This is a genomic window from Enterobacter cloacae complex sp. ECL414 (assembly GCF_021869685.1).
Taxonomy (GTDB): Bacteria; Pseudomonadota; Gammaproteobacteria; order Enterobacterales; family Enterobacteriaceae; genus Enterobacter; species Enterobacter kobei.
Genome location: NZ_CP091481.1, coordinates 2,860,849 through 2,875,071, shown reverse-complemented (window position 1 = coordinate 2,875,071; position 14,223 = coordinate 2,860,849). Strand labels below are relative to the sequence as shown.

Below are 14,223 nucleotides of genomic sequence, written 5' to 3'. Positions count from 1 at the left end.
GCGTGGATTTCCCCGCGGCGCTTTTTTTATTACACTGCCGGAAGTGATTTTGCCCCAGAGCTCCGGACGGCAAGCGTTTCAGCGGTGTTAACAACTGCCAGCGACGTTGTAAACTCCTGAGCCCGGACAGATAAATTAGAGGAGCTTTTATGAATCCGACATTGTTACGCGTAACACAACGCATTATTGAGCGCTCGAAGGAGACCCGTTCGGCCTACCTCGCCCGGATTGAACAGGCAAAGAGCAATACCGTCCATCGCTCCCAGCTGGCCTGTGGTAACCTGGCGCACGGCTTCGCGGCCTGCCAGCCCGATGATAAAGCCTCCCTGAAAAGCATGTTGCGTAACAATATCGCCATTATTACCTCCTATAACGACATGCTCTCCGCCCACCAACCGTATGAGGTCTATCCCAATATCATTCGTAACGCGCTGCACAGCGTGAATGCGGTAGGTCAGGTCGCGGGTGGCGTGCCGGCAATGTGCGACGGTGTGACCCAGGGGCAGGATGGTATGGAGCTGTCGCTGCTCAGCCGCGAAGTGATTGCGATGTCTGCTGCAGTAGGCCTGTCACACAACATGTTTGATGGCGCACTGTACCTGGGCGTGTGCGACAAGATCGTTCCGGGACTGGTGATGGCAGCGCTGTCGTTTGGACATCTGCCCGCGATCTTTGTGCCGTCTGGCCCGATGGCAAGCGGCCTGCCGAACAAAGAAAAAGTGCGTATTCGCCAGCTGTATGCGGAAGGAAAAGCAGACCGTCAGGCGCTGCTGGAGGCGGAAGCCGCGTCCTACCATGCGCCGGGTACATGTACATTCTACGGCACGGCCAACACCAACCAGATGGTGGTGGAATTTATGGGCATGCAGCTGCCGGGCTCGTCCTTTATCCAGCCGGATGCACCACTGCGTCAGGCCTTGACTGAGGCCGCAGCACGTCAGGTGACGCGTCTGACCGGAAACGGCAATGAATGGATGCCGATGGGCAAAATGGTCGACGAAAAAGTGATCGTCAACGGTATCGTGGCTCTGCTGGCCACCGGCGGTTCGACCAACCACACCATGCACCTGGTGGCCATGGCGCGCGCGGCGGGCATTCTGATCAACTGGGATGATTTCTCTGAGATCTCTTCCGTGGTGCCGCTGATGGCACGTCTTTACCCGAACGGTCCGGCGGACATCAACCACTTCCAGGCTGCGGGTGGCGTACCGCTGCTGATGCGCGAGCTGCTGAAAGGCGGTTTGCTGCATGAAGACGTCAACACCGTGGCAGGCTTTGGCCTGCAGCGCTATACCCAGGAGCCGTGGCTGAACAATGGCGAGCTGGACTGGCGCGACGGGGCGACCGCATCTCTCGATGCGCAGGTGATTGCCACCATCGACAAACCGTTCTCTCCTCATGGTGGCACCAAAGTGCTGAGCGGCAACCTCGGTCGTGCGGTGATGAAAACGTCTGCTGTACCGGAAGAGAACCAGGTTATTGAAGCGCCGGCTGTGGTGTTTGAAAGCCAGCACGACGTATTACCCGCTTTTGACGCGGGTCTGCTTGATAAAGACTGTGTGGTGGTAGTGCGTCATCAGGGGCCAAAAGCGAACGGCATGCCAGAATTACATAAACTTATGCCACCACTTGGTGTATTATTGGACCGCCGTTTCAAAATTGCGTTAGTGACCGATGGACGCCTCTCCGGTGCATCCGGCAAAGTGCCTTCAGCTATCCACGTCACGCCGGAAGCTTATGACGGCGGTTTGCTGGCGAAAGTGCGCGACGGTGACATGATCCGCGTGAACGGTCAGACAGGTGAGTTAACCCTGCTGGTGGATGAGGCAGAGCTGGCGGCACGTCAGCCACATATTCCTGACCTGAGCGCATCGCGCGTGGGGACCGGACGCGAAATGTTCAGCGCGCTGCGTGAGAAACTCTCCGGTGCAGAGCAGGGCGCGACCTGTATTACGTTTTAAGACGACTTGATTTTAACGATCTGGCGAGAGAAAACTCTGATGAAAAACTGGAAAACAAGTGCAGAAGCAATCCTGACCACTGGCCCTGTCGTGCCGGTTATCGTGGTAAACAAGCTGGAGCACGCTGTGCCAATGGCGAAAGCGCTGGTTGCGGGTGGCGTTCGTGTTCTGGAAGTGACCCTGCGTACCGCCTGCGCGATGGATGCGATTCGCGCTATCGCCAAAGAAGTGCCGGACGCCATCATCGGTGCGGGCACTGTTCTCAACGCGCAACAGCTGGCAGAAGTCACGGAGGCCGGAGCTCAGTTCGCTATCAGCCCTGGCCTGACCGAGCCGCTGCTGAAAGCAGCGACCGAAGGCACTATTCCGTTGATCCCGGGTATCAGCACCGTGTCTGAACTGATGCTGGGTATGGACTACGGCCTGAAAGAGTTCAAATTCTTCCCGGCAGAAGCCAACGGCGGCACCAAAGCGCTGCAGGCGATTGCAGGTCCATTCTCTCAGGTGCGTTTCTGCCCGACGGGCGGTATCTCTCCGGCGAACTACCGTGACTACCTGGCGCTGAAAAGCGTACTGTGCATTGGGGGTTCATGGCTGGTGCCAGCGGATGCGCTGGAAGCGGGCGACTGGGATCGCATCACGAAACTGGCTCGCGAAGCGGTTGAAGGCGCGAAGCAATAAGTTTTTTATCGTATGAAAAACGGGCCTTTCGGCCCGTTTTTTTTTATCCTGCTACCTTAACGTTCGCTGCCGCCGCTTTAGCGCGTGCGATGGCCTCGTCGACGTTATTCCCGGTTGCTAACGCTACGCCCAGACGACGGGTGCCGTCGATCTCCGGCTTACCGAACAAACGTACCTGTAACCCGGCGCCCGTTGCGCCCTCGACGTTATCAAACGTCACGTTCTGACTGGTCAGCTGCGGCAGGATCACCGCCGAGGCCGCCGGGCCGTACTGACGAATACCGCCAACCGGCAGGCCAAGGAAGGCGCGAACATGCAGGGCGAACTCGGAGAGATCCTGCGATATCAACGTCACCATACCGGTGTCATGCGGGCGAGGGGAGACTTCGCTGAAAATCACCTCGTCGCCGCAGACAAACAGCTCCACGCCGAACAGACCGTAACCACCTAACGCCAGAACGGTTTTACGGGCGATATCCTGGGCACGTTCCAGCGCCAGGGCGCTCATCTGCTGTGGCTGCCAGGATTCGCGGTAATCGCCATCCTCCTGGCGGTGACCGATCGGATCGCAGAAATGCACGCCATCCACGGCGCTGACGGTAAGCAGGGTGATTTCGAAATCAAACTTCACCACCCCCTCGACGATCACGCGGCCTGCTCCGGCACGGCCACCCTGTTGCGCATAATCCCAGGCTTTGTCCAGCGTGCTGCTGTCGCGGATAAAACTCTGTCCTTTTCCAGAGGAGCTCATCACCGGCTTAATGATGCACGGGTAACCCATCTCGTCGACGGCCTGCAGGAATGCGGTTTTATCGCCCGCAAAACGGTAGCTTGAAGTGGGCAGCCCCAGCTCCTCTGCCGCCAGGCGGCGAATGCCTTCGCGGTTCATGGTCAGTTTCGCTGCGTTGGCGCAAGGCACCACGCGCTGACCTTCCTGCTCAAGCGCGATCAGCATATCGGTCGCGATAGCTTCAATCTCCGGCACCACAAAATCCGGTTTCTCCTGCGTGATGAGTGTCCGCAGAGCTTCTCCGTCCAGCATGTTAATCACATAAGAACGATGGGCAACATGCATGGCGGGCGCGTCGGCGTAGCGGTCTACGGCAATCACTTCTACCCCTAAACGCTGGCACTCAATGGCGACTTCTTTCCCCAGCTCGCCCGATCCTAACAGCATCACACGCGTCGCCGCAGGTCGCAGCGCGGTTCCTAAACGAGTCATAACATTTCCCCTGAAAAAGATGCGCGCAGTATAAACGAAAACGTTTGCGTCTGTCTTGCGCAGGGCAAAAGGGCCGACGAGAAATTTGCGCTTCTTTAGCCTCGACGGACATTTCCTGACGCCTGCTCGCTTACGCTGTGGAAATGTTAACCGTTAAGTGAGGGAAACCATGTCAGGCTGGTTAAATCAACTGCAATCCATGTTAGGGCAGAAAACATCAGGTTCCGGCGACCAGGGGCTCAGCAAACTGCTGGTACCGGGGGCGCTCGGAGGGCTGGCAGGGCTGCTGGTCGCCAATAAATCCTCACGTAAGCTGCTGGCAAAGTACGGTACCGGCGCGTTGCTGGCCGGTGGCGGCGCTATCGCCGGTACCGTGCTGTGGAACAAGTACAAGGACAGGGTACGCGCGGCGCACCAGGATGAACCCCACTTTGGGGAGGAGACTTCGCCGCTGGATCTGCGTACGGAGCGGCTCATTCTTGCGCTGGTGTTTGCCGCAAAAAGCGACGGGCATATTGATGATAAAGAACGAGCGGCTATCGAGCAGCAGATGCGAGAAGCCGGCGTGGAGGAGCAGGGCAGAACGCTGGTGGCGCAGGCCATTGAGCAGCCGCTCGATCCGCAGCGTCTGGCGCAAAGCGTACAGAATGAGGAAGAGGCGCTGGAACTCTATTTCCTGAGCTGTGCCGCCATTGATATTGACCACTTTATGGAACGCAGCTATCTCAACGCCCTGGGCGATGCGTTGAAAATTCCTCAGGATGTTCGCGAGGGGATCGAGCAGGATATCCGGGAGCAAAAACAGACGCTACAGGGCTAGCTATCGCTGATGTAGCCATGTTTCGCTTGCATCATGCGCGGGTTTTGCCAACCTTATAGGGTGTAAAACTTAAAAGAATGATGTCATGCCACCGAAAGCCCGACGTACTCCGTATGCGATTACCACCCATGGCGATACGCGTATAGATAACTATTACTGGCTACGGGACGATTCACGTTCCCGCCCTGAGGTACTCGACTACCTGCATGAAGAAAACGATTACGGTCGCAAGGTCATGTCCAGCCAGCAGGCGCTTCAGGACCAACTGCTGAACGAAATGGTGCAGCGCATTCCTCAGCGCGATATCTCCGCGCCCTGGACCAAAAACGGCTATCGTTATCGGCATATCTACGAGCCCGGCAGTGAATATCCCATCTATCAGCGACAGTCGGTATTAAGCGCCGAGTGGGATGAATGGGATATTCTGCTGGATGCCAACCAGCGTGCCGCCCACAGCGAGTTTTATACGCTGGGCGGTATGTCCATCTCCCCGGATAACACCATTATGGCGCTGGCGGAGGATTATCTCTCCCGTCGTCAGTATGGCCTGCGATTCCGCAATCTGGAAACCGGTAACTGGTATCCGGAAATGCTGGAAAACGTCTCCCCGGATTTTGTCTGGGCGAACGATTCCGAGACGGTCTACTACGTTAAAAAGCACGCCGCCACGCTGCTGCCTTATCAGGTGTGGCGCCACAGTGTAGGCACGGACTCCGCCGATGACGAACTGGTCTATGAAGAGAAAGACGAAACGTTTTATGTCAGCCTGCATAAAACGTCCTCGCGCCACTATGTGATTATTTTCCTTGCCAGCGCTACCACCTCAGAGGTGCTGCTGCTGGATGCCGAGCTGCCTGATGCCCAGCCGCTCTGCTTTCTGCCGCGCCGAAAAGACCATGAGTACAGTCTGGATCACTTCCAGCACAGCTTTTATCTGCGCTCAAACCGCGAGGGAAAAAACTTTGGCCTGTATAAGACCAAGGTGCGCGACGAGCGCAAGTGGGAGGTGCTTATTCCCGCGCGGGAACAGGTGATGCTCGAAGGGTTCACGCTGTTTACCGACTGGCTGGTGGTGGAAGAGCGTCAGCGGGGGTTGACCAGTATCCGGCAAATCAACCGCAAAACGCGCGAGGTGATAGGGATCGCGTTTGACGACCCGGCCTACGTCACTTGGATTGGTTTTAATCCTGAGCCTGAATCGTCCCGGCTGCGCTATGGCTACTCGTCGATGACCACGCCGGATACGCTGTTCGAACTGGATATGGATACCGGCCAGCGCCAGGTATTGAAGCAAACAGAAGTGAATGGATTTGAATCCGACAATTATCGTAGCGAACACCTGTGGGTTACCGCGCGCGATGGTGTCGAGGTGCCGGTTTCGCTCGTGTATCACAAGGCGCATTTTCAGAAAGGTAAAAACCCTATCCTGGTTTACGGCTACGGCTCCTATGGTTCCAGCATGGATGCCGACTTCAGCAGCAGCAGATTAAGTCTGCTCGATCGCGGCTTTGTTTTTGCCATCGCTCATATTCGCGGCGGCGGTGAGCTGGGCCAGCACTGGTATGAAGACGGGAAATTCCTGAAAAAGCAAAACACGTTCAATGATTATCTCGACGTTTGCGACGCCTTAATTGAACAAGGCTATGGCGATCCGCAGCTCTGCTTTGGCATGGGCGGCAGCGCGGGCGGCATGCTGATGGGCGCTGTGATCAATCAGCGTCCCGAGCGTTTTAAGGGCATCGTTGCGCAGGTACCGTTTGTCGATGTGGTCACCACCATGCTCGACGAATCTATCCCGCTCACGACCGGGGAGTTTGAAGAGTGGGGGAATCCACAGGATGAAACCTATTATCGCTATATGAAAGCGTACAGCCCGTACGATAACGTGGAAGCGAAAGCCTACCCGCACATGCTGGTGACCACCGGTTTGCACGATTCACAGGTGCAGTACTGGGAACCGGCGAAATGGGTGGCGAAGCTGCGGGAACTGAAAACCGACGACAACCTGCTGTTGCTCTGTACCGATATGGACTCCGGGCACGGAGGGAAGTCGGGGCGGTTTAAATCTTATGAAGGGGTGGTGCTGGAATACGCCTTTTTGATCGGCCTGGCGCAGGATACGCTTCCAGGCCAGGCTGAACGTTAAGCTTCACCCAGATAATGCTTCAGGGTTAAGCGTAGCTCCGGGCTCATCTTGTCGAGGTTGTTATACAGCCAGCGCAGATAGCCCGGATCTTTATCCGCAATATCCGATACTGCTCTCCCGCGGTATTTTCCGAAGATGAACGTCGTCAGCAGCGCAGGACGGCCGGTAATCGTCGCCATATCATCCGGTGTCCAGCCGGAAGTATTCATAATATCGATCAGCAGCGCAGCGGTGATATAGCAGTCATACAGGGCGCGGTGATGGTGCAGCCCTTCAGGCGTTCTGACGCTGAGCTTGCGGGATTTATACAGCGCCATATTGCTGTATTTGATCCCCGGCCACAGGCGACGCGCCAGCTTCATGGTGCAAATCCACTCCCCGGGCATGTCGGGGAGAACCCGACGGTCGAAGCTGGCATTGTGGGCGACATACCACGGGCTGCCATAGTAGTGCGGGATAACGTCTTCTATCCAGGGTTTATCCGCCACCATTGATTCAGTGATGCGATGGATAGCCATGGCCTGCGGGCTAATAGGGCGATCGGGCCGCACCAGATGGCTCATCGGGTTGACTATTTTTCCGTCAACGACGTCGACCGAGGCCACCTCCACAATTCCGCCCTGAAGATCGCAAGTTTCGGTATCAATGACGCGCAGCATGAAAATCTCCTGAGCTTAAAACGCTTAGCCTAAAGGAATGATATCGCCTTGCCAACCCTGTCGGTTAAGCGTGCCGGTCAACAGCAGCTCGCCTTTATCCGCCCGCACGATCAACTGGCCTTTTTCATCCCATAATGCGCTGCCGGTGCTGGCGTTCGCCATTAATACCGCAATGGCATATTTGTGTGCAAAGCGTTGCAGGGTGCTGATGGACTGCCGCCAGCGGTTGTCCCTTACCGACTGGCTGCTGGTGAACAGCGTTGCCTGCGGATCGAGATTGGGGGAATCGCCCTGCGCATCAATGATGGTGAGCTGTTTATCCCCCGGAACCAGGCTCGCACCGCCGCCTTGCGGATAGCGCACGATGCTCGGCCGAGAGGGCGTAAAGAGCACGAGACCTTTCTGACGCTGGCCATTCCGCTCAAGGGGAAGCCCGGCAATAACGCTAATCTGGTACAAATGTGCCGCATCAAGCAAGGGTTCCAGCTGCGCGTCGCACGGTGGGGGAGGTAACGTCGTTGTGCCTGAGCCGGTTAAGGAGAGTTCCGGGAAGACCAGCAGATCGCACTGCTGCTGTGCCGCTTCGGAAATGAAGCGTAGGTGATGGGTAACGTGCTCATCAACACTGTGATACTGCCCGCCATACTGGGCTGCCGCTATATTCCATTGTGACATCGTGACTTCCTTATACACTGAGTCGCAGGGATTTAAGAATACACCTAATTTAATCAGGGTTTTCTTATCCTGCCAGATTTCGCGTAAGGAAGTGTAACGACTCGTTAAGCTTATTTAACTTTAGGCTCGTACGGCAGACGAGAGAGGTTGACCGAAGCGAGACGGTGAGCAATTAATCTTTCCCGGAACCAGTCGCGCAAATGGGCGGGTTGTTCCCGTTCCACAACTTCAGCCACGATGGGCATGTTGTAACGCTCTTTGAACGCAACGCCAGCGGCTGCGAGATCGACATTCACTTTATCCATCTCGTCCTGAGGAAGGGCGGCCAGATTGATTTTCATTTCCTTCTCCTGTTTATGCGGCGGCAACGTTACCGCGATTGCGCGACGATGACAAGCGGAGGTGGGATGATCCTCGACTCGTCTATTATACAGCGTTATTCTTTAGCATACAGACATAACAAAAAGGAATGATCGCGATGGGATTATCCACTTCACGCACGGTATGCGCGCTGGTTTTTCTGGCATCAGTCATTATCTCGCCCGCTGTGCTGGCGCATGCGCATCTTAAACAGCAGAGCCCCGCAGCAGACAGCGTGGTGAGCGCTCCGCAGTCACTGACGCTGAATTTTTCGGAAGGTATTGAACCGGGGTTTAGCGATGTGGTGGTGACGGATGCGCACAAGCAGGTCGTCAAAACGGGAGCCGTAACGCGAGACGAAAAGAACAAGGCTCAACTGATCGTTCCGCTGGCGCAAACGCTGGCGACCGGAACCTACCGGGTGGACTGGCATGTGGTTTCCGTCGACGGCCACAAAACCAAAGGCAGCTATCACTTTAGCGTGAAATAGCATGCTGGCACTGGTCTATGTTGGGTTGCGCTTTATCCATTTCGCGGCGCTGATGCTCGTTTTTGGTAATGCGCTATACAGCGTTTGGTTGGCGCCTTCCTCTCTCCACCGTCTGATGGCTCTGCGTTTCGCGCTGCAGCAGCGGGTGGCATCTTTAATCAGCCTGGCCGCTGCGCTTCTGATGTTCATGCTTCAGGGCGGATTAATGGGCGACGGCTGGGGAGATGTGTTTAACCCGCAAGTCTGGCACGGCGTACTGGGGACGCAGTTTGGCAGCGTCTGGCTGTGGCAAATTATCCTGGCTTCCATTACGGTTGCTGCCGCGTGGCTTGCGCCGCTGAAAGGCTCCCGGCTACTACTGCTCGCAATGGGGCAGTTTGTCCTGCTGGCAGGGGTAGGCCACGCGACGATGAACGAAGGTCCGTTGGGGGCTGTGCAGCGTCTCAATCATGCCGTTCATCTGTTATGTGCCGCAACCTGGCTCGGCGGATTACTGCCGCTGCTGTTCTGCATGCATCTGGCAAAAGGGCGCTGGCAGAACGCGGCCATCTACACCATGATGCGTTTCTCACGCGTAGGCCACTATGCCGTCGCGGGCGTGCTGCTCACAGGGACGATCAATTCGCTCTTGATTCTGGGCGTCCATATTCCCTGGCATGCTGGCTACGTGCAGCTTTTATTGTTCAAATGTGCGCTGGTGGCGTTGATGGTGGCAATTGCGCTGGCAAATCGGTATTTTCTGGTGCCACGGTTTCGTCCGGATTCCGGGTGGGCACAACAGCTTTTTATCAGGATGACACAGGCAGAAGTGGTTCTGGGAGCGCTGGTTCTGGCAGCGGTCAGCCTGTTCGCCACCTGGGAACCCTTCTGACAAGGTTAACTAATATATGAAAAAAACAGTACTTTCGCTCTTATTGCTGGCCTGCACGGGGAGCGCTCTGGCCGCGCCGCAGGTGATCACCGTCAGCCGTTTTGAAGTGGGTAAAGACAAGTGGGCGTTTAATCGCGAAGAGGTGATGCTGACCTGTCGTCCGGGACATGCGTTATACGCGATCAACCCGAGTACGCTGGTGCAATACCCGTTGAATGAGGTTGCAGAGCAGCAGGTGGCCAGCGGCAAGAGCAGCGGCCAGCCCATCAGCGTGATCCAGATTGATGACCCGGCTCACCCAGGGCAGAAGATGAGCCTGACACCGTTTATCGAACGCGCTGACAAGCTCTGCTAGCGTTCAGGTTTCCAATAAAAAACCGCAGATGCTCGCGAAAGCACTGCGGTTTTTTGTTTTTGATGATGATTTAACGCTTTTTTTCTGGCCGCTTTAACTGTGGACTGGAAAACCTGGCGTCGTCATCTATTCTTAAAAGGCAAGGCGACTTAGCCTGCATTAATGCCAACTTTTAGCGCACGGCTCTCTCCCAAGAGCCATTTCCCTGGACCGAATACAGGAATCGTATTCGGTCTCTTTTTATCTGTATGAAAGACAATACGTTACGCCTTTTATCATCTTTATGCAGCGGATGCATCCTGTGCGACTTCGTAAAACATATCACAACACCGCAGGCGGAAGTCCAGCCCTTTTTGCCTGTTTTGTTAAATTTTTGTGAGTAATTAAGGAAAGTCAGCGCCGTGCTTAAAAGCGGGATTTTACCGACGCCTCAATTTCATCAAGCAATTCAAAACGACGGCGGTATTCCGCACGCTTCTTGCTCGCGATCTCGTCGAGAGATTTGCGTTCCATCTGCAGCGGGAGTTGCCAGCAGAAGCCGGAGACCTTTTTACCGCCCAGAGAATCCCAGAATTCGTCATAGCTGGCGTGGAAATGGCGGCCTTTGCTGAGGCGATAGCGCAATGCACGGAAAACGTGTCCCTCGTCGCTGACGGCAAAAATCGCCTTAACAGATGACTGTAAGGCCAGCTGGAAAAGAACTTCCATCAGCACGCGTTTAGGGAACAGGCCGTGACAGGCACGGGTGGATTGTTTAATGACGTCCCGCGACACGCAGCGGCGGGGGCCCTGAAGCCCGCCAATCACTATTACGCGTTGTCCGTTGCTGCGGGCTACGCTAAAGGTCAGGCTGGCAAGCAGCGTATCCTCGTTATCGCGCAGCCACAGCGTGCTCTCACCTTCGCGCTCGGCTTTCCCGGCAGAGGATGCATTAACCGTATAGATCACGCCCTCTTTTGCATGGAACTGAACAACGGTTTGTTCCTGCGGGCTGGTCAGCGCCTGGGCGAGGGCGCGCTCTTTCAGGCTATCGATCCAGTAATAATGGTTAACGATAGCGTCGGCGCGATCGTTCGCGGTCAGGCCACGCATCAGATACTGCCGATGGGTCTTGCTGGGCAATGTAATTTGAGCGGCGAGAAGTTTGTCGAAATCGTCACGCCCTGAAAGGGCTTCCAGCATGCGACGGGTGGAAGACCAGAACAGAAGCGAACGTAAAAGGAACTTCAGCCGATAATCGCGTTTTCGCCAGATGGGTCCCGGGACACGTTCGCCGTTCACCAGCTCGGAAATAATATTTGTGCGATGTGGGTAGAACACATCGTTATGCAGGTGTGTATTAGACACGTGAAGATCCCTCGTTTTTTTCTGCCTCTATTCTAAGGAGCCAGGAATAAGGGATTAATAGCGTGAGGATCTTTATTTCTGGTTGGTTTACCGTTTGTTTGACTTTGTAAGGACCGCTCCCGTCTTTTGTATTTTATACGGCGGCTATACTGTTTAAAGGAGGCCTTATGTATCAGCGAATAGAGGGTGGGATGTGGCGTCACGTCTGGGTTGTCAGCGATATACATGGCTGTTATCAGTGGCTTATGGACGAACTGAAACGCCGCCATTTTAATCCGTATGAGGATTTGCTTATTTCCGTTGGCGATTTGATCGATCGCGGTCCTGACAGCGTAAAAACACTGCAGCTCATCAATGAGAAATGGTTCAGAGCCGTGCGGGGTAACCATGAGCAAATGGCAATGGATAGTCTGGACAATAACGATTCAGCGCTGTGGGCGATGAATGGTGGAGTGTGGTTTACGCGCCTTGATCGCGAGCAGCAGGCGCTGGCGCGCACGTTACTAAACGCCTGCCGCGAATTGCCGCATATTATCGAGATAACCTGCGCAAACGGTCTCAATGTTATTGCGCACGCAGATTACCCCGCCGCGGAATACCGCTGGCAAAAACCGGTGAGCGCCCAGCGCGTGCTGTGGGATCGCGACAGGTTGATGGGCTTTATGGTGGGCAAAGGGCAGGGGATTAGCGGTGCGGATCATTTCTGGTTCGGGCATACGCCCGTCGACAGGCGGTATGATTTTGATAACCTGCACTATATTGATACCGGAGCGGTGTTCGACGGTTACTTCACGCTGGCACAGCTACAGTAATAAATAACCCGCCTTCGGGCGGGTTCTCTTAGGTCAGGCAAGGCGCATGACCCAGGCATCGGTTTTGCTATCGTAATGCTCACGGTAAAGAACAGAGTGTTCGCCATCAAGTATCGCCGGGACGCTGGTATCCGCATCCCATGCGTCGAGTTGCATGCACAAATCCGGGTCGGATTTGCAGGGAATACTTAACGTTCGATCGCCTTGTGCTTCGCCGCGCAGCTCTGCGTCGTCGATCTCAAAAGCGCCAATACGCACGCTGGTTTTCGTCATAGTGCTCTCCGGGTCGGTTTTCAGAATCTGGTATGACCAGTATGGGCATCCATTTTTGATCGTAGACAAGGAGAGCAAAATCGCCAGTAAAAAAATGCGCTTTTTTTAGTCGGTGGGACTGTTACCCGTAAACAACCGGCCATCGCGGACCAACTCCCGCGGATAACTATTTTTCAGCCGCGAGCCGACCTTTTTCGCCAGACCCAACGGGAAGCCCTGATACGTCACAATAACCTCATCCTGAGACGGGGTGGTTTCCGGGTAAACGTCGCGACCACGATACCACTCTTCGGCTTCCTGATGCGTCAGTTCAAACGTGTTATCGCTGTCCGCCAGGGCGATGACCGCTTCGTGCTGCCAGCGGTACCCTTTATTATGCACTTCCGCCAGGCGGATCCCGATACGTGAAAAACGGACTTTACCAATAAGCGGCTCAATGGGTGCCGGGAACAGCCATATCTCTTTATCACGCATCCAGAGGTGCAGATTCTCATCCCAGATCAGCCCAACCTTATTGGCGGCGGCTTTAAGTTGCACAGCATCGCGGCCTTTCAGCGGGGCGAACGGGAAATTGCCGACCTTAAATTTCGGGGCTGGCAGGGGAGCCACCGCCTGAGTTTTGCGCAGACGAGCCACAAAGAACCCTTCGCAGTCGTAAATCTGTGGGAACACGTGCAGGAAACCTTCCGGCGTGGCGGCCTCATCTGCCGTGGCAAACAGATCGTTAAGTGGCAGGAACTCAACGGCATCCGGGTATTGCGCTTTCAACCACAGACAGACGTCTTCGTTTTCATCGCGGTTGAGGGTACAGGTGGAGTACACCAGCGTGCCGCCGGGTCGCAGGGCGTGAAAGGCGCTGTCGATCAGTTCGCGCTGCGTGGCAGCGATCTCAAGATTGCTTTCCACAGACCAGTTCTTTAACGCATCGGGATCTTTACGCACCACCCCCTCACCGGAGCAGGGGGCGTCGAGCAGAATGGCATCGAACGCTTCCGGCAAGGCGGCGCCAAACACGCGTCCGTCAAAATGCGTCAGGGCGACATTCTGGATACCGCAGCGGCTGATGTTGGCATGCAAGACTTTCACGCGGCTGGCGGAAAATTCGTTGGCAAGAATCGCCCCGTGATTACCCATCCGGGCGGCAATTTGTGTGGTTTTCGAGCCGGGCGCGGCGGCAACGTCCATCACGCGTTCAGGTGTGTTGCCTTCTGCGAACAGGGCGGCAACCGGCAGCATCGAACTGGCTTCCTGAATATAAAACAGACCGCTCAGATGTTCTGCGGTACTTCCCAGCGGCACGGCATCTTCGTCATCGCGCTCGATCCAAAACCCCTCTGCACACCAGGGCACCGGCGTAAGCTGCCAGTTGTAGGGGGAAACCAGCGTCAGAAAATCATCAATGCTGATTTTCAGCGTGTTGACGCGAATGCTCCGGCGTAACGGACGCTGGCAGGCGGCGATAAAATCATCTAACGACAGGTGAGAGGGGAGCGCCTCGCGCATTTGCGCAAGGAATTGTTCAGGAAGAAATACGGAGTTTTGAGCCACGTG

General features: G+C 55.6%; 15 protein-coding genes. 8 read left to right on the top strand and 7 right to left on the bottom strand.

Annotated features, from left to right (window positions below; translation table 11 throughout):
* Positions 1–149 precede the first annotated feature (149 nt).
* Entirely contained in the window at positions 150–1,961 is a 1,812-nt protein-coding gene (gene edd / locus L3068_RS13865; protein WP_032636199.1) for a phosphogluconate dehydratase, read from the top strand.
* Positions 1,962–2,000: 39 nt separating this feature from the next.
* The gene (gene kdgA, locus L3068_RS13860) at positions 2,001–2,642 is read left to right on the top strand and encodes a bifunctional 4-hydroxy-2-oxoglutarate aldolase/2-dehydro-3-deoxy-phosphogluconate aldolase (protein WP_014884307.1); all 642 of its coding nucleotides are present in this window, start codon (positions 2,001–2,003) and stop codon (positions 2,640–2,642) included.
* A 43-nt stretch (positions 2,643–2,685) separates the two neighbouring features.
* Here kdgA and purT read toward each other — a convergent pair whose 3' ends face one another.
* A complete protein-coding gene (purT, locus tag L3068_RS13855) occupies positions 2,686–3,864 on the bottom strand; it encodes a formate-dependent phosphoribosylglycinamide formyltransferase (protein ID WP_045134191.1) in 1,179 nt (392 codons plus the stop codon).
* Positions 3,865–4,033: 169 nt separating this feature from the next.
* On the opposite strand from purT, the gene L3068_RS13850 reads away from it, so the two are divergent.
* Together L3068_RS13850 and ptrB are read left to right on the top strand one after the other, a co-directional pair.
* On the top strand, positions 4,034–4,684 hold the full coding sequence (locus L3068_RS13850) for a tellurite resistance TerB family protein (RefSeq protein ID WP_023338434.1): 651 nt from the start codon (positions 4,034–4,036) through the stop codon (positions 4,682–4,684).
* An 85-nt stretch (positions 4,685–4,769) separates the two neighbouring features.
* Complete coding sequence (gene ptrB, locus L3068_RS13845) at positions 4,770–6,830, top strand: oligopeptidase B (protein ID WP_117580423.1); 2,061 nt, start codon at positions 4,770–4,772, stop codon at positions 6,828–6,830.
* Here the strand turns inward: ptrB and exoX are convergent.
* From exoX to L3068_RS13830, 3 genes are all read right to left on the bottom strand, one after another.
* Positions 6,827–7,489 carry an exodeoxyribonuclease X gene (gene exoX, locus L3068_RS13840; RefSeq protein ID WP_117580422.1) on the bottom strand — a complete coding sequence of 221 codons (663 nt, stop codon included), beginning with the start codon at positions 7,487–7,489 and terminating at the stop codon, positions 6,827–6,829. The two genes, ptrB and exoX, sit on opposite strands and share 4 nt — an antisense overlap.
* Before the next feature lie 24 nt (positions 7,490–7,513).
* Entirely contained in the window at positions 7,514–8,164 is a 651-nt protein-coding gene (locus tag L3068_RS13835) for a carbon-nitrogen hydrolase family protein (RefSeq protein ID WP_117580420.1), read from the bottom strand.
* A 110-nt stretch (positions 8,165–8,274) separates the two neighbouring features.
* Positions 8,275–8,505 carry a DNA polymerase III subunit theta gene (locus L3068_RS13830; protein ID WP_013096102.1) on the bottom strand — a complete coding sequence of 77 codons (231 nt, stop codon included), beginning with the start codon at positions 8,503–8,505 and terminating at the stop codon, positions 8,275–8,277.
* 137 nt (positions 8,506–8,642) lie between these two features.
* Here L3068_RS13830 and yobA point away from each other — a divergent pair, with 137 nt between their 5' ends.
* Genes yobA through L3068_RS13815 form a run of 3 tightly spaced genes read left to right on the top strand, consistent with a single transcriptional unit; the run spans position 8,643 to position 10,240 of the window.
* Positions 8,643–9,014: a CopC domain-containing protein YobA gene (gene yobA, locus L3068_RS13825; RefSeq protein ID WP_063433488.1), complete on the top strand. Its 372-nt coding sequence runs from the start codon at positions 8,643–8,645 to the stop codon at positions 9,012–9,014.
* A 1-nt stretch (position 9,015) separates the two neighbouring features.
* The gene (gene copD, locus L3068_RS13820) at positions 9,016–9,885 is read left to right on the top strand and encodes a copper homeostasis membrane protein CopD (RefSeq protein ID WP_117580418.1); all 870 of its coding nucleotides are present in this window, start codon (positions 9,016–9,018) and stop codon (positions 9,883–9,885) included.
* Between the two features lie 16 nt (positions 9,886–9,901).
* Positions 9,902–10,240, top strand: a complete 339-nt coding sequence (locus L3068_RS13815) for a YebY family protein (RefSeq protein ID WP_014884299.1) — start codon at positions 9,902–9,904, stop codon at positions 10,238–10,240.
* 405 nt (positions 10,241–10,645) lie between these two features.
* Here the strand turns inward: L3068_RS13815 and L3068_RS13810 are convergent, their stop codons facing one another.
* Positions 10,646–11,587: a VirK/YbjX family protein gene (locus L3068_RS13810; RefSeq protein WP_014884298.1), complete on the bottom strand. Its 942-nt coding sequence runs from the start codon at positions 11,585–11,587 to the stop codon at positions 10,646–10,648.
* A gap of 167 nt (positions 11,588–11,754) precedes the next feature.
* Between L3068_RS13810 and pphA the strand changes: the two genes are divergently transcribed.
* Positions 11,755–12,399: a protein-serine/threonine phosphatase gene (gene pphA, locus L3068_RS13805; RefSeq protein WP_014884297.1), complete on the top strand. Its 645-nt coding sequence runs from the start codon at positions 11,755–11,757 to the stop codon at positions 12,397–12,399.
* Positions 12,400–12,432: 33 nt separating this feature from the next.
* Here the strand turns inward: pphA and L3068_RS13800 are convergent, their stop codons facing one another.
* Together L3068_RS13800 and rsmF are read right to left on the bottom strand one after the other, a co-directional pair.
* On the bottom strand, positions 12,433–12,672 hold the full coding sequence (locus L3068_RS13800) for a YebV family protein (protein ID WP_008500472.1): 240 nt from the start codon (positions 12,670–12,672) through the stop codon (positions 12,433–12,435).
* A 105-nt stretch (positions 12,673–12,777) separates the two neighbouring features.
* Positions 12,778–14,220 carry a 16S rRNA (cytosine(1407)-C(5))-methyltransferase RsmF gene (rsmF, locus tag L3068_RS13795; protein WP_032636207.1) on the bottom strand — a complete coding sequence of 481 codons (1,443 nt, stop codon included), beginning with the start codon at positions 14,218–14,220 and terminating at the stop codon, positions 12,778–12,780.
* Positions 14,221–14,223: the final 3 nt, after the last annotated feature.